Raw genomic sequence first — 24,807 nt, 5'->3', positions numbered from 1 at the left:
ACATCAACAATGTCGCTCTATCGAATACAGCCATGACAAATTCTGCAATTCGTCATGGCTTTTCAGACAAACGGTCGAGACTGGTCAGATCCGAGAGTCTGTCTGGTTCAGATTGAACCAGACAGACTCTTGCTTCTCTTAGTTTCGTTTGTCTTTTCGGGAAAACCGGATTCCGCTTTTCCCTGACAAACTTTAGTGCAGGATCTGGCTGAGGAACAGCTTGGTGCGCTCGTGCTGCGGGTTGTCGAAGAACTCGGCGGGCGCGTTCTGTTCGACGATCTGGCCCTGGTCCATGAAGATCACCCGGTCGGCAACCTGGCGGGCGAAGCCCATTTCATGGGTAACGCACAGCATGGTCATGCCCTCTTCCGCCAGACCCACCATAGTGTCCAACACTTCCTTGACCATTTCCGGGTCAAGTGCCGAGGTCGGTTCGTCGAATAGCATGATTTTTGGCTTCATGCAGAGCGCACGTGCAATAGCCACGCGCTGCTGCTGGCCACCGGAGAGCTGGCCTGGATATTTATTGGCCTGTTCCGGGATCTTGACGCGCTTCAGATAGTGCATCGCAACTTCTTCGGCTTCCTTCTTCGGCATCTTGCGGACCCAGATCGGTGCCAGTGTGCAATTCTCGAGGATCGTCAGATGCGGGAACAGATTGAAGTGCTGGAACACCATGCCGACTTCGCGACGGACTTCATCGATCTTCTTGAGGTCGTTGGTCAACTCGATGTCGTCGACGATAATCTGTCCGGTCTGGTGTTCCTCCAACCGGTTGATGCAGCGGATCATCGTCGACTTGCCGGAGCCCGACGGACCCGCGATGACGATCCGCTCGCCGGTCGCGACCTTGAGGTTGATGTCACGAAGGACGTGAAATTCGCCATACCATTTGTTCATGGCAATCAATTCGATTGCGGTTTTGGTTGGGGCTTTCTCGATGGAGGTTTGAGCTTCAGCCATAATTGAGTTTCCTAGAAGTGGAGTTTGTCAGGAAAGCCGGACGTCGATCTTGTCCCGACAAACGAACGAAAGAATGAAGCAACTGCCGGATCAGGTCGAAACCGACAGATGCTAGTGCTTGTGGCCCGTGTCGAGGTGCCGTTCCATGAAATACGAGTAGCGCGACATGCTGAAGCAGAACAGCCAGTAGATGAAGCCTGCAAACACCAGACCGGTTACGGCTGTCTCAGGCGTTGCCCAGTTGGAGTCCGACAGGTTGAGGATGACGATACCCAGGAGGTCGAACATGCCAATGATCGAGACCAGCGACGTATCCTTGAACAGCCCGATAAAGGTATTGACGATACCCGGAATGACCAGCTTGATCGCCTGCGGCAGGACGATCAGCCGGATTTTCTGCCAGTAGCTCAGGCCAAGCGAATCGGCACCTTCGAACTGTCCCTTGGGAATCGCCTGCAGGCCGCCGCGAATGACTTCAGCCATATAAGCCGATGAGAAGATCGAGACACCGACCAAAGCGCGCAGCAATTTATCGAAACTCCAGCCATCGGGAAGGAATAACGGTAGCATGACGCTGGCCATGAACAGTACGGTGATCAAGGGGACGCCGCGCACCACTTCGATGAAGATCACGCAGAGCATCTTGATGACCGGCATGGTCGACCGGCGGCCAAGCGCCAACATGATGCCAACCGGCAGCGAAACCGCGATCCCAAAGAAGGACAGGATCAGGGTCACCATCAGGCCGCCCCAGCGGGCCGTTTCCACATGCTCGAGGCCAAAGCCGCCGGTGAGCAAAAAGAAGGAAACCACCGGCAGCACCAGAAACAGCAGTAAGGCATTGGTGCCCTTGAACGGCGCCTTCGGGATCAGCATGGGTGCCAGCAGGACGGCGAACAGGACCATGACGGTCAACGGCCGCCAGATCTCTTCGCTCGGATAGCGCCCGAAGATGAATTGCTGGAATTTGGCGCCGACAAAGGCCCAGCAGGCCCCAGCGCTGCCATCGGGCAAGGCCCCGCCCTGAGAGACGGTAAGGCAGGCGATGCGGCCTGCCCCCGACCAGACAGCGTGGACGAACAGCCAGTTGATCAGGCCCGGCAGGACATAGGCCAGAAAGGCCAATGCCAGCAGGGTCAGCACAACGTCTTTCGGGGTCGCAATCAGATTCTTGCGGACCCAGGCCGTCGTGCCGATCTGGCCAGCGGGGGCCGGAGAGGCGGACACCATCTCCGTGCGTACGAATACAGGGGTGTGTAATGCCATGATATTACCTCTCGACCAGCGCCATCTTGGCATTAAACCAGTTCATGAAGACCGCAGTGCTGATGCTGATCGTCAGGTAGACGGCCAGCCAGACGGCAACGATTTCGACGGCCTGTCCGGTCTGATTGAGAATCGTACCACCGACAGCGACGATATCGGCAAAGCCGATGGCAACAGCCAGGGATGAGTTTTTCGCAAGGTTGAGATACTGGCTGGTCAGCGGCGGAATGATAATCCGCATTGCCTGCGGCACGACAATGAGCCGTGAGGTGTGGTTATGCTTGAGGCCGAGCGCGCTGGCCGCTTCTGTCTGCCCCTTGGACACAGCCTTGATGCCACCGCGAACGATTTCCGCTATGAAAGCGGCGGTGTAGAAGGACAGCGCCAGAAACAGAGAGGTGAACTCGGGTCCGACGACCGAACCGCCCTGCATGTTGAACCGGCCGACAATTGGAAGATCGAAGGTCAGCGGCATGCCAATCGCCATAAACACCAGGACTGGAAGGCCGAGGATCAGCGCCAGCGACGACCATAGGATTGGAAATTGTTGGCCTGTCGCCATCTGGCGCTTGCGGGCCCATTTCCTGAGGAGAATGGAAAGAACGATGCCTATCGCGATGGCTGGCAACAGCAGCCAGGCCTCGTCGCCGAAAATCGCCTTTGGAAAGGTGATGCCGCGATTGTTCAGATAGATATCGAAAGGCAGCGCGATGGAATCGCGCGCCTGCGGCAGAATGGCGATGACACCGCGGTACCAGAAGAAGATGACCAGCAGCGGCGGAATATTGCGGAAAATTTCGACATAGACCTGGCAGAGCTTGGCGATCAACCAGTTGTGCGACAATCGGCCGAGACCGACGGCAAAGCCGATGATCGAGGCGGTGATGATGCCGGCCGCGGCGACTTGCAGCGTATTGAGCAGGCCAACGAGAAGTGCGCGACCATAGGTCGAATCGCTGCTGTAGCTGATCAATTGCTGGCCGATGTCGAAACCGGAGCGGCCTTGCAGGAAGCCGAAGCCGGAGGTGATATTGGCTTTTTGGAGATTGTGAATGGTATTGTTGGCGACCATCCAAATGAAGGCGACCAAAATTACTAAGGTAACCACCTGATAAAATATGCCACGGACCTTCGGGTCGTAGATGAGCGATGCCGCGCTGACCGATCCGGTTTTAGAGGAGCTCGAATCCTGTATTGCCATTGAGGCTTTTTCCCCCTTTTTCACCCTTTTTTTGGGTGCGCATGTCCTTGCCCTTTTGCAATGGGGAGGCGGTGCGGACACCGCCTCCCCAAAAAGGCTTGGTTTGGGTTGGTTATCGGACCCGGTTGCGGATCAGCGGATCGGCGGGCCGTACTGCAGGCCGCCCTTAGACCACAACGCGTTGACGCCGCGTGCAATCTTCAAAGGGCTCCCGACGCCGACATTACGATCAAAAACTTCGCCGTAATTGCCGACCAACTTGATGACATTGTAAGCCCAGTCTTCTTTCAGGCCAAGATCGGTGCCCAGCTTGCTGCCGGCTTCAGCACCGAGCATACGCTTTATGTCTGGGCCACCGTTTGCCTTCAAGTCGTCGATGTTCTTGGAGGTAACACCGGCTTCTTCGGCGTTCACCATGGCATAGTGAACCCAGCTGACCACGTCGAACCACTTATCGTCACCTTGGCGTACGGCCGGCCCGAGTGGCTCCTTGGAAATAACTTCCGGCAGAACCACGTTGTCATCGGGGTTCTTGAGCTTCAGGCGGATCGCATAGAGGCCGGATTGGTCGGTGGTGTAGACGTCACAACGACCGGCGTCGTAAGCCGCAGTTGCGTCGTCTTCCTTTTCGAATACGACGGGGTTGTATTTCAGGCCATTGGCCTTGAAATAGTCGGCAAGGTTCAGTTCGGTCGTGGTGCCGGTCTGAACGCAGACGGCAGCGCCGGACAGTTCCAGAGCCGATTTCACGTTGAGGCTCTTTTTAGCCATGAAGCCCTGGCCGTCATAGTAGTTGACGGTGCGGAAGTTGAAGCCGAGCGAGGTGTCGCGGCTGATCGTCCAGGTCGTGTTACGCGTGAGGACGTCGATTTCGCCGGACTGCAACGCAGGGAAGCGATCTTTAGCGGATACGGGCGTGAACTTGGCCTTGGAGGCGTCGCCGAAGACGGCGGCAGCAATGCCGCGGCAGTAATCGACATCCAGACCCGACCAGTCGCCCTTGTCATTCGGAGCGGAAAATCCGGGAATGCCCTGGCTGACGCCGCATTGAACAAAGCCTTTTGCCTTAACATCGCTCAGCGTGTCGGCCGAGGCTGCCGATGCGCCAAAACCAAATGCCGCAGCGCCAAGCGCAACTGACAGGAGCGTCTTTTTCATGTTTCCCAACCTTTTTTTCTGTTTGTCTTCCCTCCGGTGCCTGACATGGCTCTTGCCCCTCTCCATGCACCGGTGCCCGGGTTGTGACCCTAGCAAGCCCATCACATTCATAAATGGGTTCATGGTCAAGTGTTGATGGGTGGAAAATGCGTCGAAAAGTGGCAATTCGATTTTTTTGCTCATAAAATAGGCCTACAACACAGGAAAGCCGCAGTTGATGATGAAAATTTAGTCTAAATGGCGCCGTTGAATTTCATTGTCCCGGTGACGCGGGAAGGCTTGACCATGATTGGCTGGCCTGTTCAAAAAAAGAAGTGGAGAAGCGGCGGCGATAAACCGATAACGAGGTGGATTGCGCCGCTATTTTCGATAGTCATAACTCTTGGCAAGTTGCTCGATCGGGCAGGCGGCCAGCACGTGAAAAAGGCAGTTATAGCGGATGTCCGACAAAAAAGACTGGTTGACGAGCGCCGGCACCAATACGAAATTGTGCCATATCGGCCATGATCCCTCGAGCTACCATGGTTTTGTCAATCCGCCGATCGTCAAGGCATCGACGGTGCTGTTTCCGACTGCCGAAAGCATGGAAACACGGACGCAGAAATATACCTATGGCACCCGCGGCACACCGACGACGGATGCGCTTTGCGATGCGATCGACGTGTTGGAAGGGTCGGCTGGAACGATTATATTGCCCTCCGGCCTCGCTGCGATTACCGTCCCTTTCCTGGCCTTCCTATCGCCTGGCGATCATGCGCTGATCGTTGATTCGGTTTATGACCCAGCCCGACATTTCTGCGATACGATGTTGAAGCGGATGGGTGTCGAGGTTGAATACTATGACCCTGCCATCGGCGCGGGACTAGCATCGCTGATGCGCGCCAATACAAAGCTGGTTCACGCTGAGGCTCCCGGCAGCAATACATTCGAAATGCAGGATATTCGCCTTCTGGCTGATATCGCTCATAGTCATGGCGCCGTGGTCAGCATGGACAATACCTGGGCAACGCCGCTCTATTTCCGGCCACTGGATTTCGGTGTCGATATTTCCATGCAGGCAGCAACGAAGTATCCGGCTGGCCATTCCGACATCCTGATGGGGACGGTTTCGGCCAATGCGGCCTGCTGGCCGCGTCTTAAGGCTGCCAATGGCGCCATGGGCCTCTGCGGTTCGGCAGAGGACAGTTATATGGTTCTGCGTGGTCTTAGAACCATGGCGGTTCGGCTCGCCCATCATGATCGCAGTGCTCGTACCGTTGCCGAATGGCTGGAGACGAGGGACGATGTTGCGCGGGTCTTGCATCCGGCCCTGCCCAGTTTTCCCGGTCATGACATCTGGAAACGCGATTTTAAAGGCGCGTCGGGGATATTTTCCTTTGTGCTGGCGGAAAGCGATCCGGCGCAGTTCAAGCGCAAGGCGCATGCTTTTCTCGATGCCTTGCAGATTTTCGGCCTTGGATGGTCCTGGGGTGGTTACGAAAGCCTGGCGGTACTGGCCAATGTCGGCGACCGCGTTGTCACAAAACCGCCAACCGACGGGCCTTTGATTCGTCTTCAGATCGGACTTGAAGATGTTGCCGACCTTCAAGCGGACCTGGAGAGAGGATTCGCAGCGGCAGCTACTGTTTAATTCTCCGACCCGAAAGCGATTTCGGATTGAAGGCATCGGACAATTTATGGCTACCGGTCTGTCAAGACAGGCCGGTAGCCATAGAGCCAGTCGAGATCGCGCGCGAAACTATCGGAAGACCGCAAGGACAAGAGGACGTCGCGCCCGATTTGCAGCGGCCCCTTGGCGTGATAGGCGAATTTGTTGATTGCCCCCCGTTTGCGCACGGCACTGACCCGTTTTTGCCGGCTCGCCTCATAAGCCGCGAGCGCCTGGGGGATGGACCGGCTGGAGACGAAATCGGCCAGTTCGAAAGCGTCTTCAATGGCCATGGCGGCACCCTGGGCCGAGAAGGGGAGCATGGCGTGGGCCGCATCACCGATCAGCACCAGATCTTTGTCGTTGTGCCAACGGCCATTTCCAGCCTGAAACAGTGGCCAGAAGGTCATGTTACCCTTGGCATTCGCCAGCATGGTGCGGATGTCGCTATTCCACCCTTTGAAGGCCCGCTCCAGCAGCAGTGCTTGAGATTCTTGCGTTTGTGCCGCCCATCCTTCGCCGGGATCGACGCCCGCGCCGATGGCCACAATGTTGATACTGTCGGTATCGCGCAAGGGGTAGGTGACCATATGGGCATTCGGTCCCAGAAAAGCCGTTACGGACTGGCGGTCGAGAAAGGCAGGCGATTCAGCCTGAGGCAGAGTGACGCGCCAGGCAATGCTGCCGCTGAAGGACACATCGGGGCCTCCGGCGACGAAATTGCGTAGCCGCGACCAGACACCATCGGCACCGATCAGCAGGTCGGGACGTTCGCCGGTCTGCGGATCGCGCAGGATTTGTGCATCGGGGCTTTCAACCCTCTGGTCCAATGTCAGGGAGCAAAGCGGATTTTGGGCCACGGCCTCAAGAAGAGCCTGTTGCAGCGTTGCGCGATGCAACACGCCGTAAGGCGCCTGCCAACGGGATTTCGCGTGGGCGCCAACTGGTACGTTGCACAGTCGTTTCAAGCTGATGCCGGAGGCGAGCGCCACCACATCCGGCTCATGCCAGCGCGTGCGCAGGTTTTCGAGAACACCGAGTTCGTTGAGAATCCAGGTGACGTTTGGCGTCAGTTGCAGGCCAGCGCCGACCTCAAGCAATTGCGGGCTTTTCTCAAAAATCCGGGTCGCAATACCCACGCGGGCAAAGCACAAGGACGCGACGAGACCGGCTATGCCGCCGCCGACAATTGCCACGGTTTTCGTGGACATGGTGATGATCCGATCGCTGGCGCGTCGCTGAGAGCCGCTCAGGCCGCCTTGACGTGAAAAACGCAGCCAGCCGGGTTGGTCTCAGTTGCCTTCAGGCTGCTGTTATAACGATAGAGCGTTGAGCAGTAGGGGCAAACCTTCTCGGTGTCATGGCCAAGGTCGATGAAAATATGCGGATGATCGAAAGGAACGGACGCGCCGGTGCACATGAATTCCTTGACGCCGATTTCGACAAGCCGATGTCCGCCGTCGTTCTGGAAATGAGGAATGGAATGACCGGCCATGTCTATGCTCCGAATGCCTTGTTGCCCAGTTTCCAAGGCCTGCAAGGTCCGGAAACTCAACTGAAGATGAAACGTTTATGGCGCGTGATCCGCATCTCTGCTAGCGCCATGCACCGCGATTGGGTTGCGCCGGACATTAGCCGCCTTTTTTTGAAATGGGTAGAGCCAATGCAGGGCGCTGCCGATTGTTTTTACAGAATTCCTGTGCCTTTGCAGGGGTATGGGCAGATAAACTCTTGAACCTTACAGGGGTTACGACTTATGCAGCAGGGCTACTGCGTATCGCAACCCTTGCGGATGTCTGGCGTCTTCCTGTCTTTGTTGGCAGATTGGGGATGGCATGTTGTGGGGCGGCGGGCCGGGGCACGCCACCTTGATCGACTATCAACTGGACCGATTGTGATGAATCTGAACGCTCCCGCTTTTTCCCGCTTTCGCCATGACGGTCTGGAGATCGCCTATTTCGACGAGGGCGATCCGTCTGGCCCGGCGGTTTTGCTGATCCACGGCTTTGCCTCCAGCGCCCTGGTCAATTGGGTGCATCCTGGCTGGTTGAAAACGCTGGGCGATGCCGGTTACCGGGTCATTGCGCCTGATAATCGTGGCCACGGTCAGAGCGACAAGCCGCATGAAGCGGAAGTCTATCACCCTGAAAACATGGCAGCGGATGCCGCAGCTTTGCTCGATCATCTTGGTGTGGCTGAAGCACATGTCATGGGATATTCGATGGGCGCGCGGATTTCGGCTTTCATGGCGCTGGATTTTCCGCAGCGGGTCCGCTCGCTGGTGTTTGGCGGGCTTGGCATCGGCATATCCACCGGGGTCGGCGACTGGGATCCGATTGCCGATGCGCTGTTGGCGCCTTCGCTTGATGATGTGACCCATGAGCGCGGACGGATGTTTCGCGCCTTTGCCGAGCAGACCCGCAGCGACCGGCTGGCGCTTGCCGCCTGTATATCCACATCGCGCGATCTGCTGTCCGCAGCCGACCTTGCAAAAATCACCATGCCTGTCCTGATCGGCGTTGGCACAGTGGATGATATTGCCGGATCGCCCCAGGAACTGGCAGCGCTGATGCCCAATGCCCGCGCACTCGATATTCCCAAGCGCGACCATATGCTGGCGGTTGGTGACAGGGTGTTTAAACAGGCCGTTCTAGAATTCTACGCCGAGCTGGATGGAAGATAAAGGTTTTCACTCTCCGGTAAAGATCGGTTGGCGCCTTTCGCGAAAGGCCGTGCGGCCTTCGCGGTAGTCGGCGCTTTCGAACGTGGTTGAGCCAAGAACAGCGGCCTCGCTCAGCAGGCTGTCGTCCTGGCTTTCCGTTGCCCGCAGCGCCAGCTTGGCAGCGTGGATAGACAGCGGCGCATTGGCAGCGATGGTTTCTGCCAGTGAAAAGGCAGCACCATCAAGGGATTGGGGGGCTACGAGATCGCCCAGAAAGCCGCAGCTCAGCAGAGAAGCTGCAGGAAACGCCTGACCCGTAAACAGTGCCCGCCGGGCGATCTGGCTGCCCAGCGTCCGGCTGAGGTCGGCAACGGCATCCGCGGGATAGGCCAGGCCGAGGCGGGCTGCGGGTATGGCGAAGATCGCGGTGTCGTCAGCGATCCTGAGATCGGCAGCGGCGGCAAGCCCGAAGGCTCCACCATAGCAAACCCCGCGAAGCGAAGCGATGACAGGCACCCGCGATTCCCGAATGGCCGAGAAAGCCGCGCTATTATCAGCCTCGTAGATCCGCGCCTGACGGCTGTCATTGCGCACGGCGTCGAATTCGGAAATGTCGGCGCCAGCGCTGAAATCCGTCTGGCCGCCGCCTGTCATGACGATGCAGTGAACCCCGGCCTCGGCAATCAGCCAGTCCAGTGCCGGTGGAATGGCGCGCCACATGGCCTGGGTAATCGCATTCTTGCGGGTTGGATTATCGATAATCAGCGCGCCGATGCCATTTTGTCCGGCCACTCGAATGCCGTTGTCCGCAAAGGTCCGCGCTTTTTTCATCTCATGCCCCCATCTGGTCTGATCGATAGATCATCTATATAATGGAGGATGAACGTCAATGAGGAGATTGCAATGGCTGTCATGCACGATCTTGCGGTGCGCGAGATGATCAAGCCCATGGACCCGATCTGGGACAGCATGCGCCAGGAGGCGCGCAGTGCCGCCGAGCATGATCCGCTTCTGGCGGCTTTCCTCTATTCCACCGTGCTTAACCATCGTTCGCTGGAAAACAGCGTCATCTACCGGATCTGTGAACGGCTTGATCATGCCGACCTGCAATCCAGTCTCTTGCGTCAGACCTTCGAGGAAATGCTGAGCGATTGGCCGGAATGGGGTACGGTGCTGCGCGTCGATATTCAGGCCTATTATGACCGCGACCCTGCATGCCTGCGCTTTATCGAGCCCGTGCTGTATTTCAAAGGGTTTCACGCGATCCAGACCCATCGGCTGGCAAACTGGCTTTGGAACAAGGGCAGGCGCGATTTCGCGCTCTATTTGCAAAGCCGGTCCTCCAGTGTCTTTCAGACGGATATTAATCCGGCTGCACCGATGGGCAGGGGAATATTCCTGGATCATGCCACCGGGCTTGTGGTTGGTTCCACTGCGGTAATCGGTAATAATGTCTCTATCCTTCAGGGGGTTACATTGGGGGGCACGGGTAAGGAAACCGGAGATCGCCATCCAAAGATCGGTGACGGTGTGCTCATCGGGGCGGGTGCCAAGGTGCTCGGCAATATCGAGATTGGCTGCTGTTCGCGCGTGGCCGCTGGTTCTGTGGTGCTGAAGCCCGTACCGGCTGGCAAGACTGTGGCAGGCGTACCGGCCCGGGTGGTCGGCGAAGCGGGCTGTGCGGAACCGGCCCGGTCGATGAACCAGTTGGTGTCCGAGGACGGCTGACGTAATGCGGGGTACCCACATGATCGCAACCGTCAATGGATTTTGAGATTGCGGTGCCTGGCGCTCGAACCAGATGACATCCGGGACTGCTTTGGTTGGTGGTCACGGATGAAATGGTTTGATGATTTTTTTAGTGAACCGATTCCGCTTCCAGTAATTATCCCTTAAAAGCAGGGGCGGATCGATATTCGCAGCTTTACACAGCTGTTTGGCCCATGCGACAAGCAGGCCGCCGAAGCATGGTTCGTGCGGTTTGTCAGTCACTGCCATGCTGGAATTTTGAGAGCGCTGCGGCATCATGGCCGGATCGAAGGTTCGTGCTGCGCAGACAATCCATGGAGATTTTTGTGAAAGCAGACGAAATCAAGAAGCTTGACGCTTATTTCAAGCGGACATTCAACCCGACGATGGCTGTAAAGGCGCGCCCGCGCAAGGATGACTCGGCAGAAGTGTATGTGGGCGAAGAGTTTCTCGGCGTTGTCTTCAAGGATGACGAGGACGGCGATCTGTCCTACAATTTCTCGATGGCCATTCTGGATGTCGATCTTTGATCGCAGGTTGCATTCATAAGGGATGCATTTATTGATATTTGATAATGAAGGGCGGCCGCGTATGGGGTCGCCCTTTTTTGTTATTGATAAAATACAACTTTTTGGCGATGACGCACTGCACAAATTGACTTGACCAATTTTAGCAATCTGTCCTATGGTTTGGGTCAGCAGAGGAAAAAGGAGTGCTGTTATGTTGAATTTCGAAGACGTGAACAAAAAGAGCAAAGAAGCCGTCGATACGATGGTGAAGAATTATTCCGAGGTTGCCAAGGGCATGCAGTCGATCGCTGCTGAAGCCCAGGATTACTCGAAAAAGTCCTTCCAGGATCTGGCCGGTTTCTTGGAGCAGCTGACCGCTGCCCGCAGCATCGAAACCGTTTTCGAGTTGCAGACGAAATATGCGAAGAGCTCCTACGAAACCTTCGTGTCGGAAGCCACCAAGATCACCGAAATGTATGCTGATCTGGCCAAGACGGCATATAAGCCTTATGAGGCTCCGATTGCCAAGGCTTCGAAAGCGGCGTCCGCCGCCACGGCTGCCTGATCATTTTTTATTGATGTCGCTGCAAGCGGCCGTCCTGTGGGACGGCCGTTTTTCGTTGGTACTTCCCATGCAGCACAGGTTTGGCAGCTTATGTCCATGTTCAATCTTGTGGTCAGCCTGGGGCATTGCTGGGGAGACAATATGATGATCTGGTGGTAATCTCAGCTGGAATTGAACGTGCTGCGATTGCTGGTCTGGAAAACGCGGGTAAGGCACTTATCTTTAGGCCTGTTGCGTCGGTATCGGGACTTGTCCGGGGTGCCTTTTTGAGGCCGGACACGCAATTCTCTTTGCAGTGCGTATCTATGGGCTTAAAATCGATGAGAAATGGACTACCTTAATGAATCTGTGAGGTCTGGCGGGATTCGCCTTTTGCGATGAAGCGGCCGGAACTCGGGAGAATGGATGGAAATGATCGCGCAACCGATCGTCATGCAAGCGCAGGGTAACAACGACGGACCAAACAGGGGCACGTCGGTTATCACGCGCACGAAGCCGAAAACCAAGAAGCCCAATTTATATCGCGTTCTGCTGCTAAATGATGACTATACGCCGATGGAGTTCGTCATCCATATTCTGGAGCGTTTCTTCCAAAAGGACAGGGAAGCGGCAACCCTCGTCATGCTGCACGTACACAACCACGGGGTAGGGGAATGCGGCGTCTTCACCTATGAAGTCGCCGAAACCAAGGTAAGCCAAGTTATGGACTTCGCGCGGCAGCACGAGCATCCGCTGCAATGCGTCATGGAAAAGAAATGAGGATCTGACCGTGCCAACATTTTCTCCGAGCCTGGAAAAGGCGCTGCATCAGGCACTGACTTTTGCCAATGAGCGCCACCACGAATACGCAACGCTTGAACATTTGCTGATGGCACTGATCGATGATGCCGATGCCGCCGCCGTGATGGGCGCCTGCAATGTGAACCTCGATACGCTGCGCAAGACCGTGAGCGATTACGTCGATAATGAGCTGGCCAATCTGGTGACCGGTTATGATGAGGATTCCAAACCCACCTCCGGCTTCCAGCGAGTCATCCAGCGGGCTGTCATCCATGTCCAGTCTTCCGGTCGGGAAGAAGTGACGGGTGCCAATGTTCTGGTGGCGATCTTTGCCGAGCGTGAAAGCCATGCGGCTTACTTCCTGCAAGAACAGGAAATGACCCGCTATGATGCCGTCAACTATATTTCCCACGGTATTGGCAAGCGGCCTGGCACGTCTCAACCTCGTCCACCGCGCGGTGTCGAGGAAGAGAGTGAAGCCAGCCAGAAGCCGCCGCGTGAGCAGGAGGAAGGTCCGGCCAAGAAGCAGCCGGAAGCCCTCAAGGCCTATTGCGTCAACCTCAATGAAAAGGCCAAGACCGGCCGGATCGATCCGCTGATCGGCCGTCACGACGAGGTCAACCGTACCATTCAGGTCCTGTGCCGCCGCTCAAAAAACAATCCGCTCTATGTCGGCGATCCCGGCGTCGGCAAGACGGCAATTGCCGAAGGCCTTGCCAAGCGGATCGTTGAAGGCAAGGTGCCTGAGGCACTGGCCGATGCGACGATCTTCTCGCTCGACATGGGCACGCTTCTGGCCGGTACTCGCTATCGCGGTGATTTCGAGGAACGCTTGAAGCAGGTGGTCAAGGAGCTGGAAGATTATCCGGGCGCCGTGCTGTTCATTGATGAAATTCATACGGTGATCGGGGCCGGGGCAACCTCCGGCGGGGCGATGGATGCTTCCAACCTGTTGAAGCCTGCCTTGTCGTCTGGCGCGATCCGTTGCATCGGTTCGACCACCTATAAGGAATATCGGCAGTTCTTCGAGAAGGATCGGGCGCTGGTGCGCCGGTTCCAGAAGATCGATGTCAACGAGCCGTCCATCGATGATGCCATCGAGATCATGAAGGGCTTGAAGCCCTATTTTGAGGAATATCACAAGCTGCGTTACACCAACGAGGCGATCAAGACGGCTGTCGAGCTTTCGGCCCGCTATATCAGCGACCGCAAGCTGCCGGACAAGGCCATCGACGTGATCGATGAGACGGGTGCCGCGCAAATGTTGCTGCCTGCCTCGCGTCGCCGCAAGTTGATCACCGAGAAGGAAATCGAAGTCACCATCGCGACGATGGCGCGGATTCCGGCCAAGACCGTGTCCAAGGACGATGAGTTGGTTCTTGCCAATCTCGACAAGGAACTGCGCTCGGTCGTGTACGGTCAGGACGATGCCATCGAAGCGCTGTCAACGGCGATCAAGCTGGCCCGGGCAGGGCTGCGTGAACCCAATAAGCCGATTGGCTCCTACGTCTTCTCCGGTCCGACAGGCGTCGGCAAGACCGAGGTTGCCAAGCAATTGGCCGCGTCGCTTGGCGTGGAAATGCTGCGCTTCGATATGTCTGAATATATGGAGCGTCACACGGTGTCGCGTCTGCTGGGGGCCCCTCCCGGCTATGTCGGCTTCGATCAGGGTGGCCTGCTGACTGATGGTGTCGATCAGCATCCGCATTGCGTCGTGCTGCTGGACGAAATCGAAAAGGCCCATCCTGACATCTACAACATCCTGTTGCAGGTTATGGACCATGGCTCGCTGACCGACCATAACGGTAAGAAGATCGACTTCCGCAATGTAATCCTGATCATGACCACCAATGCGGGCGCGTCGGAAATGGCCAAGTCGGCGATCGGCTTTGGATCTTCCAAGCGCAGTGGTGAGGATGAAGAGGCGATCAATCGTCTGTTCACCCCGGAATTCCGCAATCGTCTGGATGCGATCATTCCGTTCGCCCCGCTGCCAAGCGAAGTGATCCACAAGGTCGTGCAGAAGTTTGTCATGCAGCTGGAAGCTCAGCTTTCAGAACGTGGCATCACGTTCGACCTGTCGGAACCCGCTGTCGCCTGGTTGGCGACGCGTGGCTACGACGAGAAAATGGGCGCAAGGCCGCTTGGCCGCGTCATTCAGGAACATATCAAAAAGCCATTGGCCAATGAGATCCTGTTTGGCAAGCTGAAGAAGGGCGGGATCGTCAAGGTCGGCACTATCACAAAGGATGGTGACGAACAGCTATCCCTGGACTGCGTGGCCGATGTGGCGCCGGTCAAGCCGAAGAAGGAAGCCGAAATTGCCGCCGTGGTGCCTGACGATGGCGAGGTCATCGCCAAGCCGCGTTCCAAGGCAAAAAAAGTCGCCAAGGCTGAGCCGGAAGTTGAAGCCTTGAAGGAGACCAAGCCGGTCGCCAAGAAAACCACGGTTCCAAAGGTGCCGAAAAAGAAGTAATTCTTTTGGAAGAACGGTCAAATTTTTGACAGCATCAATGCCGGGCAGTTTGCCCGGCATTGTCATGAGCGGAAGCGCTGATTTTTCAACGCAATGCGCTGTAACGCTTCGACTTTTGCTGGAAATCTTATGTCATCTCTCCTCCTTGCCGACCGCAGCCAGTTGCGCTGGTTCTTCACGGGCATGCGCGGTCTTTTCAGCCTGCCGGCGATTATTCTCATGGTATCGTTTGTCGGCTTCAGCGCCTTCGCATTGCAAAGCGGCGTCAGCCGCTATGAAGCGATGTTCATGACCGTGATCGTCTGGGCCTTGCCTGCCAAGATGATCCTGATCGGCATGATGTCGAGCGGAGCCAATCTGCTGGCCTGTTTTCTAGCCGTATCGCTCTCTTCGATCCGGATGATGCCGATGGTCGCCTCGCTGGTGCCGGAAATGCGCAGCCAACGCACCCCGACCTGGCTCCTGCTGTTCCTGTCGCATTTCGTCGCCATTACCGCCTGGGTCTATGCGATGGGCAATCTGAAGACCGTGCCACGGGAAGGGCGGGTGGCGTTTTTCGCAGGATTCGGCCTGACTTTGGTGGCGGTCAACACCATTCTGGTCGGTGTGTGCTATGGCCTTGTCTCCAGCCTGCCGCCGCTTGTCGCCGGTTTGCTGTTTTTTCTCACGCCGGTCTATTTCGTCGCCTCGATCTGGGCGACCGGCAAGCAGCGGGTGGTGAAGATCGCCTTTGTGATCGGCATCGTCTCCGGGCCGCTGCTGGCACTGGCGGTCCCAGGTTTCGACATCCTGATCGCAGGCCTGGGTGGTGGCACGATTGCCTATCTGATTGACCGGCAAATCCGCCGCCGAAGCCATGAGCCCTCGGATATTCGTCCAGTTGAAAACCTGTCGGAGGAGCTATGATGGCGGAGTTCTGGCCCTATCTGGTTATCATCGTCGCAGGCTGGCTGGCGACCGATCTCTGGCGCTGGCTGGGCGTGCTGGCCGGAAACCGCCTTCAGGAAGGTTCCGAGCCGCTCTATTGGGTGAGGGCGGTTGCCACGGCCCTGGTCATGGCCGTGACGGCCAAGCTGATCGTCTTTCCAACCGGCACACTTGAACATTCGCCGCTCTGGCTGCGGCTGGCTGCCACCGGCCTCGGTTTTGCAGCGTTCCTGCTTGCCGGTCAGCGGATCATCGTTGGGGTTCTGGTGTCGCTGGGTGTTTTGGCCGCAGGTCTGTTTGTCCTGTAGAGCATTTCCAGGAAAAGTGTGAAGCGGTTTTCCGTCCGGAAATGCATAAAAACAAAAACCTATAGCATCCTGCTGACTCCAGTGTTCTGCACGATGCTATAGCGCTGCGATAATCTTTGCGGCATTGGCCTTCAACACGTCGATATTCTCCATGCCACCCACATGCGGCTTCAACGGTTGCCCATCATGGCGGGGAATGACGTGGAAATGCAGATGAAACACGGTCTGGCCCGCGGCAGGCTCGTTGAATTGCGCAACATAGACACCGTCGGCATCGAAGGCCTGTTTGACTGCAACGGCCAATGTCTGCACGACCGGGATGAGTTTTGCCAGCACAGCCGGATCGGCATCCAGCAGATTGCGCGATCCCTGCTTTGGAATCACCAGGCAATGACCCGGCGCTTGCGGCATCACATCCATGAAGGCCAGCGCGTCGTCATCCTCGTAGACCTTGATCGAGGGGATGTCGCCCTTGAGGATCTTGGCGAAAATATTGTCTGGATCATAGGCCGAATTGGTCATTATCTGTCTCCGTTACCGGGTCTTGTCTATTCTGCTTCTGACCTCTCAATCAAGGTCAGCCGTCGATTTCCTCGCCGTCGCGCGGTTGGCGTTCGCCCTTGCGAAACGGCGTATGTTCTCCGAGATAGGCACCGATGTGCTCCACCTCTTCGCGCTCGCGTTCCAGATAATCGGCAATGGCTCGGCGCAGACCCGGATGGGCGATGTAATGGGCGGAATGGGTGGTAACCGGCTGGTAGCCACGCGCCAGCTTATGCTCGCCCTGCGCGCCCGCTTCGACCTTTTTCAGCCCCTTGGCCAGGGCAAAGTCGATGGCTTGATGGTAGCAGACCTCGAAATGCAGGAAAGGGTGATCTTCGCTACAGCCCCAATGACGACCGAACAGCGTCTCCTCGCCGATGAAATTGATGGCGCCCGCCACATAGCGGCCATCGCGTTTGGCCATCACCAGCAGAATGTCCTCGGCCATGCGCTCGCCAATCAGCGAGTAGAATTGCCGGGTCAGGTAGGGCTTGCCCCATTTACGGCTACCGGTATCCATGTAGAAGGTGAAAAATTGGTCCCACACCGCTTCCGTCAAGTCGCTGCCTGTCAGCCAATCGATGGTGATGCCGTTTTCCAGCGCCGCCCGCCGCTCCTTCTTCAGGGCTTTGCGTTTGCGCGACGCTAGCGTTTCCAGAAAGGCGTCGTGATCGGCGTAGCCCTGGTTGATGAAGTGGAATTGCTGGTCCAGCCGGTGCAGGAAATCCGCATCCTCGAAATGCTCCAGCTCGTTTTCCGGCAGGAAGGTCGCATGGGCTGAGGAGACGCCGAGCTTGCGGGATATTTCCGCAAAGCTGGCGGCCAGCGAGGCGCGGGCGCTTTCCGGCTCGACGCCATCTGCAACCATCAGCCTTGGGCCGGTTGCTGGCGTAAACGGAATTGAGGCCTGCAATTTCGGATAATATTGCCCGCCAGCCCGCTCGAAAGCATCGGCCCAGCCCTGGTCGAAGACATATTCACCCCGGCTATGGCTCTTGAGATAGCAGGGCATAGCGCCAAGCAATTGCCCATTGCCATCCTCCATCAGCAGATGATGACCAAGCCAGCCGGTTTTGGCGGTGGCAGAGCCTGATTCTTCCAGTGCTGAAAGATAGGCCCAGCTGTTGAACGGATTATAGGCTTCGCCTCCCGATGCCTTGGCGGCACCGGAAAGCCTGTTCCATGCGTGTCTGTCGATCGCCTGGAAAGACTGCTCGACCCGGATGATGACCTCTTGTGTCATGCCACTCCACTATAAGGTTATGATGCCACGGTGTCGCGCGGGTCAAAGCCTTCAAACGTCATTTGATCGGCATAAGTATAGGTGTGGGCGCGCATGATTTCATCCCGCACCGTCCAGGTGATCACTGGAATGTTTTTCTGCCGCTGCGCGTCGATGAAGCTGTTTGGCAGATGAGCGACGCAATAGGAGATGAAATCCAGACCCAGTTGCATGGCCTCGTCATGGACAAAGAAATTTTCCGGCTTGGCACCCTCGGCAGTCAACCCGACTGGGTAGGGGCAATCATTGGCCTTCAGCTCTTTTAGAAGATGATGGTCGAAACTCATCAGCGCGACTTTGCCCTGGTAGCCGTTGAGAACCTCCAGCACATCTTCGACAAAGCCCTCGTCGTCGCCAAGTCTGCCTTTCAGCTCGATGATCAACGGCACCTGGCCCTTGACCAGATCGAGCAATTGCCGCAGCGTCGGCACCTTGTCGGCTGTACCGCCAACTGACATCATTTTCAGTTCCGCCGAGGTACGGGCGCGCACGTCGCCGGTCATGTTGCACAGGCGTTGCATATCGTCGTCGTGAAACACCACCGGCACGCTGTCCGTGGTATATTGCAGGTCGCATTCGATGGCAAAACCGGCCTCTATGGCGCGGGCGGCCGCCGACAGCGTATTTTCCCAGACCAGTTTGTTCTGGTCGTGAAAACCGCGATGGGCAACCGGGCGCTCCTTGATCCAGCTTGCATCCCTCACAGGAGGATCTCCAGGATGGCATCGATTTCCACGGCGGCATTCAGGGGCAGGGCGGCCATGCCAACGGCGGCGCGGGCGTGTTTGCCCGCCTCACCCAGCACCGAGGCGATCAGGTTGGAAGCGCCGTTGATCACCAGATGCTGATCGGTAAAGCCGGGGCCTGAGGCCACGAAGCCGTTGAGCTTGATGACGCGGGCAATGCGGGAAAGGTCGCCGTCCAGTGCCGATTTTGCCTGAGCCAGAATATTGATGGCGCACAGCTCTGCGGCGCGCTGGGCCGAAGCGAGGTCCACATCGCTGCCGACCAGGCCGCTCACGGCAATTTTGCCGGCTTCCATCGGCAATTGGCCAGAGAGATAAAGTAGGTTGCCGCTGATGACATAGGGTACATAATTGGCAGCAGGTGCTGCGGCCTGGGGCAGGGTAATGCCAAGGGCGGCAAGGCGGCTGTCGATAGTGTCGGACATGATCAAATCCCGGCTAGCATGAAAACGGAAACGTGGTGATAAACTCAGGCAAGTTGCGTAAGCGCCTCGCTTTTGACAACTCAGTTCTTATAGCATCAAGCCAGACCGCAACAGGAGAATATGCATGCCGCAGTTGACCTTGGCCCTTGTTATGGCATTGACGGCAAACACGGCTGTGACACCCGTGAAGGTCGATCCGCAGGCTGTAGGCGATCTTGCGCCACATCGCGCCACCTATGATATCCAGCTGAAAAAGGCGACCGACCAGTCCGGCGTCGATAATATGAGCGGCCGGATGGTCTATGAGTTCAATGGCTCGGCTTGCGACGGTTATTCTACCAGCTTCCGATTCGTCACCAAAATCGAGACCGGCGATCAGGTCAGCGTGACGGACCAGCAGGTTCGGACTTTTGAGGACATGGCAGCCAGACGATTCGATTTCGAATCGAAAAGTTTTACCGACGACAAGCTGGACAAGGATGTCAAAGGAGCGGCTGCGGCGAAAACAGACGGTCTTCGCATCGAGTTGAAGGAACCGCAGAAAAAGGAGCTGGAACTGGCCTCGGCTCGTTTTCCGGCTCAACATATGATCGATATGATAGATAAGGCCAGGAAGGGTAATCGCTTCTTCGAGGCTCGTGTGTTTGATGGCACGGAAGACGGCGACAAAAGCTATTTGACCACGACGGTGCTGGGGGCATCGAAAAAGCTGACGGGCGATACCAAGGACCCCCTGTCGGGCCGCACCTATTGGCCGGTCGCCATCGCCTATTATGAGGACAAGTCGGATGGCGATCAATTGCCGGTCTATACCCAGTCCTTCGACCTCTATGATAATGGGGTGACGCGGGATCTGACGCTGGATTACGGTGATGTTGTCCTGACAGGCAAGCTTTCCAAGTTGGAATTGCTGCCACCGACGGCCTGCAAGGCGCAAAAGTAGCAATTGCAGGCTTTTTCTTGGCCCCACAGCGAACCATTGTGCGCCATATATAGCGCACAATGGTTCGCTGTGGCTCTATATGTGTTGCATAATTTTCTCTTTAAACAGATTCCGGTCTAAAGAATTATGCAATAGTCTTGCCTTGGCCGTCAAATCGTTCTATGCGACCGGCATTCCACACGTGAAGCTTGGGATAGGCCGGGAGACATCCGGTCCGTTCCGCCCGGTGGCGTTTTGAAAAAGACGCTGTTTGCTTCACGGGGGTTCAACCGGAAAAGGAGAAAAAGGCATGGCATTGCCTGATTTTAGCATGCGTCAGCTTCTGGAAGCTGGCGTTCACTTCGGCCACCAGACACATCGCTGGAACCCGAAGATGAAGCCGTATATCTTCGGCGACCGTAACAACATCCACATCATCGATCTGGCTCAGACCGTACCGATGCTGTCGCGCGCCCTGCAGGTCGTATCTGACACGGTTGCCCGTGGCGGTCGCGTTCTGTTCGTCGGCACTAAGCGTCAGGCCTCTGACCTGATTGCCGATGCTGCCAAGCGTTCTGCCCAGTATTACGTCAATTCCCGCTGGCTCGGCGGCATGATGACAAACTGGAAGACCATTTCCAATTCGATCCAGCGCCTGCGCAAGCTCGACGAAATCCTCAATTCGGAAGCCCAGGGCTTCACGAAGAAGGAACGTCTGAACCTTGAGCGCGAGCGCGAAAAGCTTGACAAGGCTCTCGGCGGTATCCGCGACATGGGCGGCACCCCGGACCTGATGGTGATCGTTGACACCAACAAGGAAAAGATCGCTATCGATGAAGCCAAGCGCCTGGGCATTCCGGTCGTTGCCATCATCGACTCGAACTGCGATCCGGACCTGATCGATTACCCGATCCCAGGCAATGACGACGCTTCGCGCGCCATCGCTCTTTACTGCGACCTGATCTCGCGCGCTGCCATCGACGGCATCGCCCGTCAGCAGGGCTCGTCTGGCCGCGATATCGGCGCTTCGGTTGAAGCTCCAATCGAGCCTGCTCTGGAAGGCTCCGCTGAGGCTTGATGCCTTGACCGGATGAGGGCGGGTGTGACCCGCCCTTTGTAAAGGCCAGCCTTCTTTAGAGGCCTGCCTTTTCTACAGGATTGATGGGCCGCCCGTCAGCGTCAGGCTGTGCGGCGGCCCGCTCCTTTGAATAGGGTCTTATCCCCGGGCACCATCTTACGGTTCCCCGTGCGTGTGATGACACTGATTTCATCACGCTGTAACATTTCCGGGTACAAGTCGTGCCCAATCCGGGCGCCGGTTGCAGGTTTCTGTCCTGCCGCCCGCCCCTGAACAGACAAAGAGGCAAACAATGACCGAGATCACTGCTGCAATGGTGAAGGAACTGCGCGAAAAGTCCGGCGCAGGCATGATGGATTGCAAAAAGGCGCTGGCTGAAAATGGCGGCGACATGGAAGCATCCATCGACTGGCTGCGCGCCAAGGGCATTGCCAAGGCCGACAAGAAGTCCGGTCGCACCGCAGCCGAAGGCCTGATCGGTATTGCCAGCTCCGGCACAACCGCCGTGGTCGTCGAAGTCAATTCCGAAACTGACTTCGTTGCCCGCAACGATGCCTTCCAGGACATGGTTCGCGGCATCTCCAACGTCGCTCTCTCCACCGACGGCACGGTTGATTCCATCAATGCCGCGACTTATGCCGCGACCGGCAAGTCGGTTTCCGACTCGATCAAGGACGCGATTGCGACCATTGGCGAGAACATGGCTCTGCGCCGCGCCACCCAGCTGAAGGTTGAGGACGGCGTTGTCGCAACTTACGTCCACAATGCTGTTGCTGACGGTCTCGGCAAGCTCGGCGTGCTGGTTGCCCTGAAGTCCACCGGCAACAAGGAAGCGCTCAACACGATCGGTCGCCAGATCGCCATGCATGTTGCTGCCACCAACCCGCTGGCTGTGCGCGCTGAAGAAGTAGATGCCGCTGTTGCCGAGCGCGAGCGTAATGTGTTCATCGAGCAGTCGCGCGAATCGGGCAAGCCGGAAAACATCATTGAAAAGATGGTTGAAGGCCGGATGCGCAAGTTCTTCGAAGACGTGGCCCTGCTGTCGCAGGCTTTCGTTATCAATCCCGACCTGACCGTTGCCGCCGCCCTCAAGGAAGCCGAAAAGGACGTTGGCGCGCCAATCGAGATCACCGGCATCGCCCGCCTGCTGCTGGGTGAAGGCATTGAGAAGGAAGAGAGCGATTTCGCTGCCGAAGTGGCTGCTGTCGCCAAGGGCTGATCGGTCTTTACCGTAAAACATTCCAATCATGGGAAAAGTCAGGGCATCGCGTGACAACGCGGTGCCCTTCGTGTATCCGGCATTGCTGGCGCCCGCGCTTCTTGTTCGCTGCGGCACACTTCGTGACGTTTTTCACCATTGCGGCCTCTGTTTCATCATCCGCCGGTCTCAAGCCGGGATGTTTCATCAGGCGGCAGGTTCAATTCCAGGAGAGACCATGACCTCCAAGCCCATTTATCAACGAGTTCTTCTCAAAGCCTCCGGTGAAGCCCTGATGGGCAGCCAGGGCTTCGGCATTGATGTCGCGGTCGCCGATCGGATCGCCGGCGATATCGCAGAGGCGCGCGCCATGGGCGTCGAAGTCGGCGTCGTTGTCGGCGGCGGCAATATCTTTCGCGGCGTGGCCGTTGCCTCCAAGGGCGGTGATCGGGTAACCGGCGACCATATGGGCATGCTCGGTACGGTCATCAATGCGCTGGCGCTAGCAACCTCGCTGCGCAAGCTGGACATCGACACCGTGGTGCTTTCGGCCATTGCCATGCCGGAAATCTGCGAGAGTTTTTCGCAGCGCGTCGCGGTTCATCACCTGTCGCAGGGCAGGGTGGTGATTTTCGCTGGCGGCACCGGCAATCCATTCTTCACCACCGATTCTGCCGCTGCATTGCGCGCAGCCGAAATGGGTGCGCAGGCGATTTTCAAGGGCACCCAGGTGGATGGCATCTATTCCGCCGACCCGAAAAAGGACCCGACAGCCACCCGTTTCGACCATATTACCCATGCTGAAGTGCTCGAAAAAGGCTTGGCGGTGATGGATGTTACCGCCGTTGCCCTGGCGCGGGAAAACCGGATCCCGATCATCGTCTTCTCCATCCACGAAAAGGGTGGCTTCAGCGCCATCCTGCAAGGCGGTGGTGTGAAAACAGTCGTTAATGACGATTGACGGAGGCGAATGGCAGCCGGGACCGATTGACAGACGGATCGTTTCACGTTTTCAAGGCGTCACTGAAGAATTGTCGGAGACTGTAAGATGACAGCAGGTATTGATCTCAACGATATCAAGCGCCGCATGGATGGCGCGATTAACGCATTCAAGAGCGACCTCGCCTCGTTGCGCACTGGTCGCGCCTCGGCCAATATTCTCGACCCGGTCATGGTTGAAGCCTATGGTTCTCGCGTTGCGCTGAACACCGTGGCCAATATCACCGTGCCGGAACCGCGCATGCTGGGCGTCTCTATCTGGGACAAGAGCATGGTCGGTGCGGTCGACAGGGCGATCCGGGAATCCAATCTCGGCCTCAATCCGATTGTCGACGGCCAAAACCTGCGCATTCCGCTGCCGGAACTGAATGAAGAGCGCCGCAAGTCGCTGGTCAAAGTGGCGCATGGTTATGCCGAAAACTCGAAAGTCGCGATCCGCCATGTTCGCCGCGATGGCATGGACAGCCTGAAAAAGGCTGAAAAGGATGGCGAAATCGGCAAGGACGATGCGCGAAGCCTTTCGGAAAAGCTGCAAAAGATGACGGATGACACGATTTCCGATATCGATCGCTTGCTTGCCGAAAAGGAAAAGGAAATCATGCAGGTCTAGTCTGCACCTTTTGCCTTCTCTGCGACGCCAATGCAGGACCTGATATGACGACTTTGGATATTTCCGCCGTTCCCGAGCACGTTGCCATCATTATGGATGGCAACGGACGCTGGGCCAATCAGCGTGGCATGCCGCGCGCTTATGGCCATCGGCAGGGAATGGAAGCCTTGCAGACAGTGGTTCGCACGGCAGGCGAAGTCGGCGTGCGCTATCTGACCCTGTTTGCGTTTTCATCGGAAAACTGGCGCAGGCCGGAAACCGAGATCACTGACCTGTTCGGTTTGCTCAAGACCTTCGTGCGCCGCGACCTTGCCGAGCTTCGTGCCAATAACGTACGGGTACGGATCATCGGTGAGCGCAGCACGCTGAAGAGCGATATTCTCAAGCTGCTGATCGAAGCAGAGGAGACCACCCGCACCAATACCGGCATGACTATGGTGATTGCCTTCAATTATGGTGCGCGCGATGAGATGACCAGGGCAGTTTCAGCCCTGGTGCGCGATGTGCAGGCAGGACTTTTACCTGCCAGCGCCATTACACAGGAGGCGATTTCCGCCAGATTGGATACGGCGGGAATACCTGATCCGGATCTGATCATCCGCACCAGCGGCGAGGAACGCCTGTCGAATTTCCTGCTCTGGCAGGCCGCCTATTCCGAATTGATCTTCGTGCCGGAATATTGGCCCGATTTTAGCCGCGAGAGCTTTCTGGCGACCTTGGAACTCTATGCCTCCCGCAGTCGGCGATTCGGCGGTCTGGCACCAGCCGCCGCCGTTGTTGCCGGATCGTAGC

The 24,807-nt window shown here is 57.0% G+C and carries 27 protein-coding genes; 16 read left to right on the top strand and 11 right to left on the bottom strand.

Annotated elements, in window-relative coordinates:
- Window positions 1–192: 192 nt before the first annotated feature.
- The 4 genes from AVI_RS10040 to AVI_RS10025 form a co-directional block, all read right to left on the bottom strand.
- Complete coding sequence (locus AVI_RS10040) at window positions 193–963, bottom strand: amino acid ABC transporter ATP-binding protein (RefSeq protein ID WP_015916253.1); 771 nt, start codon at window positions 961–963, stop codon at window positions 193–195.
- 111 nt (window positions 964–1,074) lie between these two features.
- Window positions 1,075–2,229: an amino acid ABC transporter permease gene (locus AVI_RS10035; protein WP_041696682.1), complete on the bottom strand. Its 1,155-nt coding sequence runs from the start codon at window positions 2,227–2,229 to the stop codon at window positions 1,075–1,077.
- A 4-nt stretch (window positions 2,230–2,233) separates the two neighbouring features.
- Complete coding sequence (locus tag AVI_RS10030) at window positions 2,234–3,430, bottom strand: amino acid ABC transporter permease (RefSeq protein WP_015916251.1); 1,197 nt, start codon at window positions 3,428–3,430, stop codon at window positions 2,234–2,236.
- A gap of 132 nt (window positions 3,431–3,562) precedes the next feature.
- The gene (locus AVI_RS10025) at window positions 3,563–4,588 is read right to left on the bottom strand and encodes an amino acid ABC transporter substrate-binding protein (RefSeq protein WP_015916250.1); all 1,026 of its coding nucleotides are present in this window, start codon (window positions 4,586–4,588) and stop codon (window positions 3,563–3,565) included.
- 439 nt (window positions 4,589–5,027) lie between these two features.
- Here AVI_RS10025 and AVI_RS10020 point away from each other — a divergent pair, with 439 nt between their 5' ends.
- Window positions 5,028–6,218, top strand: coding sequence for a cystathionine beta-lyase (locus tag AVI_RS10020; RefSeq protein WP_015916249.1), 1,191 nt, complete (start codon window positions 5,028–5,030; stop codon window positions 6,216–6,218).
- Between the two features lie 50 nt (window positions 6,219–6,268).
- Here AVI_RS10020 and AVI_RS10015 read toward each other — a convergent pair whose 3' ends face one another.
- Both AVI_RS10015 and AVI_RS10010 read right to left on the bottom strand, forming a co-directional pair.
- On the bottom strand, window positions 6,269–7,447 hold the full coding sequence (locus AVI_RS10015) for an FAD-dependent monooxygenase (protein ID WP_041696680.1): 1,179 nt from the start codon (window positions 7,445–7,447) through the stop codon (window positions 6,269–6,271).
- A gap of 38 nt (window positions 7,448–7,485) precedes the next feature.
- A complete protein-coding gene (locus tag AVI_RS10010) occupies window positions 7,486–7,731 on the bottom strand; it encodes a zinc-finger domain-containing protein (RefSeq protein ID WP_015916247.1) in 246 nt (81 codons plus the stop codon).
- On the opposite strand from AVI_RS10010, the gene AVI_RS10005 reads away from it, so the two are divergent.
- Window positions 7,720–7,971, top strand: coding sequence for a hypothetical protein (locus tag AVI_RS10005; RefSeq protein ID WP_041696678.1), 252 nt, complete (start codon window positions 7,720–7,722; stop codon window positions 7,969–7,971). The genes AVI_RS10010 and AVI_RS10005 overlap by 12 nt on opposite strands.
- Window positions 7,972–8,133: 162 nt before the next feature.
- Entirely contained in the window at window positions 8,134–8,919 is a 786-nt protein-coding gene (locus AVI_RS10000; RefSeq protein ID WP_015916246.1) for an alpha/beta fold hydrolase, read from the top strand.
- A gap of 6 nt (window positions 8,920–8,925) precedes the next feature.
- Here AVI_RS10000 and AVI_RS09995 read toward each other — a convergent pair whose 3' ends face one another.
- Window positions 8,926–9,729: an enoyl-CoA hydratase-related protein gene (locus AVI_RS09995; protein WP_015916245.1), complete on the bottom strand. Its 804-nt coding sequence runs from the start codon at window positions 9,727–9,729 to the stop codon at window positions 8,926–8,928.
- 72 nt (window positions 9,730–9,801) lie between these two features.
- Here AVI_RS09995 and cysE point away from each other — a divergent pair, with 72 nt between their 5' ends.
- The 7 genes from cysE to AVI_RS09960 all read left to right on the top strand — a co-directional run bounded on the left by cysE (window position 9,802) and on the right by AVI_RS09960 (window position 16,212).
- The gene (gene cysE, locus AVI_RS09990) at window positions 9,802–10,626 is read left to right on the top strand and encodes a serine O-acetyltransferase (RefSeq protein ID WP_015916244.1); all 825 of its coding nucleotides are present in this window, start codon (window positions 9,802–9,804) and stop codon (window positions 10,624–10,626) included.
- 347 nt (window positions 10,627–10,973) lie between these two features.
- Window positions 10,974–11,177: a DUF3126 family protein gene (locus AVI_RS09985; RefSeq protein ID WP_041698049.1), complete on the top strand. Its 204-nt coding sequence runs from the start codon at window positions 10,974–10,976 to the stop codon at window positions 11,175–11,177.
- A 190-nt stretch (window positions 11,178–11,367) separates the two neighbouring features.
- Window positions 11,368–11,721, top strand: a complete 354-nt coding sequence (locus tag AVI_RS09980) for a phasin family protein (protein ID WP_015916242.1) — start codon at window positions 11,368–11,370, stop codon at window positions 11,719–11,721.
- Window positions 11,722–12,132: 411 nt separating this feature from the next.
- Window positions 12,133–12,480 carry an ATP-dependent Clp protease adapter ClpS gene (gene clpS, locus AVI_RS09975; protein WP_041698048.1) on the top strand — a complete coding sequence of 116 codons (348 nt, stop codon included), beginning with the start codon at window positions 12,133–12,135 and terminating at the stop codon, window positions 12,478–12,480.
- Between the two features lie 10 nt (window positions 12,481–12,490).
- Window positions 12,491–14,977 carry an ATP-dependent Clp protease ATP-binding subunit ClpA gene (clpA, locus tag AVI_RS09970; RefSeq protein ID WP_041696676.1) on the top strand — a complete coding sequence of 829 codons (2,487 nt, stop codon included), beginning with the start codon at window positions 12,491–12,493 and terminating at the stop codon, window positions 14,975–14,977.
- A 129-nt stretch (window positions 14,978–15,106) separates the two neighbouring features.
- On the top strand, window positions 15,107–15,883 hold the full coding sequence (locus AVI_RS09965) for an AzlC family ABC transporter permease (protein WP_049777180.1): 777 nt from the start codon (window positions 15,107–15,109) through the stop codon (window positions 15,881–15,883).
- The gene (locus tag AVI_RS09960) at window positions 15,880–16,212 is read left to right on the top strand and encodes an AzlD domain-containing protein (RefSeq protein WP_015916238.1); all 333 of its coding nucleotides are present in this window, start codon (window positions 15,880–15,882) and stop codon (window positions 16,210–16,212) included. Before AVI_RS09965 ends, AVI_RS09960 begins: the two co-directional genes overlap by 4 nt.
- 96 nt (window positions 16,213–16,308) lie before the next feature.
- Here the strand turns inward: AVI_RS09960 and AVI_RS09955 are convergent, their stop codons facing one another.
- From AVI_RS09955 to AVI_RS09940, 4 genes are read right to left on the bottom strand one after another with little or no spacing between them, the layout of a single operon-like run.
- The gene (locus tag AVI_RS09955) at window positions 16,309–16,734 is read right to left on the bottom strand and encodes an HIT family protein (protein WP_015916237.1); all 426 of its coding nucleotides are present in this window, start codon (window positions 16,732–16,734) and stop codon (window positions 16,309–16,311) included.
- 55 nt (window positions 16,735–16,789) lie between these two features.
- Window positions 16,790–17,998, bottom strand: coding sequence for a GNAT family N-acetyltransferase (locus AVI_RS09950; RefSeq protein WP_015916236.1), 1,209 nt, complete (start codon window positions 17,996–17,998; stop codon window positions 16,790–16,792).
- A gap of 17 nt (window positions 17,999–18,015) precedes the next feature.
- Window positions 18,016–18,741 carry a glycerophosphodiester phosphodiesterase gene (locus tag AVI_RS09945; RefSeq protein WP_015916235.1) on the bottom strand — a complete coding sequence of 242 codons (726 nt, stop codon included), beginning with the start codon at window positions 18,739–18,741 and terminating at the stop codon, window positions 18,016–18,018.
- Window positions 18,738–19,208: a RidA family protein gene (locus AVI_RS09940; protein ID WP_015916234.1), complete on the bottom strand. Its 471-nt coding sequence runs from the start codon at window positions 19,206–19,208 to the stop codon at window positions 18,738–18,740. The genes AVI_RS09945 and AVI_RS09940 overlap by 4 nt, the downstream gene beginning before the upstream one ends.
- A 124-nt stretch (window positions 19,209–19,332) precedes the next feature.
- On the opposite strand from AVI_RS09940, the gene AVI_RS09935 reads away from it, so the two are divergent.
- The 6 genes from AVI_RS09935 to AVI_RS09910 all read left to right on the top strand — a co-directional run bounded on the left by AVI_RS09935 (window position 19,333) and on the right by AVI_RS09910 (window position 24,806).
- The gene (locus tag AVI_RS09935) at window positions 19,333–20,151 is read left to right on the top strand and encodes a cell envelope integrity EipB family protein (protein ID WP_015916233.1); all 819 of its coding nucleotides are present in this window, start codon (window positions 19,333–19,335) and stop codon (window positions 20,149–20,151) included.
- 289 nt (window positions 20,152–20,440) lie between these two features.
- Window positions 20,441–21,208 (top strand): 30S ribosomal protein S2, encoded by a 768-nt coding sequence (gene rpsB, locus AVI_RS09930; protein ID WP_041696674.1) that lies wholly within the window; start codon window positions 20,441–20,443, stop codon window positions 21,206–21,208.
- Window positions 21,209–21,500: 292 nt separating this feature from the next.
- Complete coding sequence (gene tsf, locus AVI_RS09925; RefSeq protein WP_015916231.1) at window positions 21,501–22,427, top strand: translation elongation factor Ts; 927 nt, start codon at window positions 21,501–21,503, stop codon at window positions 22,425–22,427.
- Between the two features lie 217 nt (window positions 22,428–22,644).
- Window positions 22,645–23,367: a UMP kinase gene (gene pyrH, locus AVI_RS09920; protein WP_015916230.1), complete on the top strand. Its 723-nt coding sequence runs from the start codon at window positions 22,645–22,647 to the stop codon at window positions 23,365–23,367.
- Window positions 23,368–23,454: 87 nt separating this feature from the next.
- Window positions 23,455–24,015: a ribosome recycling factor gene (gene frr, locus AVI_RS09915; protein WP_015916229.1), complete on the top strand. Its 561-nt coding sequence runs from the start codon at window positions 23,455–23,457 to the stop codon at window positions 24,013–24,015.
- A gap of 44 nt (window positions 24,016–24,059) precedes the next feature.
- The gene (locus tag AVI_RS09910) at window positions 24,060–24,806 is read left to right on the top strand and encodes an isoprenyl transferase (RefSeq protein WP_015916228.1); all 747 of its coding nucleotides are present in this window, start codon (window positions 24,060–24,062) and stop codon (window positions 24,804–24,806) included.
- Window position 24,807: the final 1 nt, after the last annotated feature.

The sequence above is a fragment of the Allorhizobium ampelinum S4 genome, from assembly GCF_000016285.1.
Taxonomy (GTDB): domain Bacteria; phylum Pseudomonadota; class Alphaproteobacteria; order Rhizobiales; family Rhizobiaceae; genus Allorhizobium; species Allorhizobium ampelinum.
Note: the sequence above shows the minus strand (reverse complement) of the source record. Positions and strands in the feature narration are given on the sequence as shown.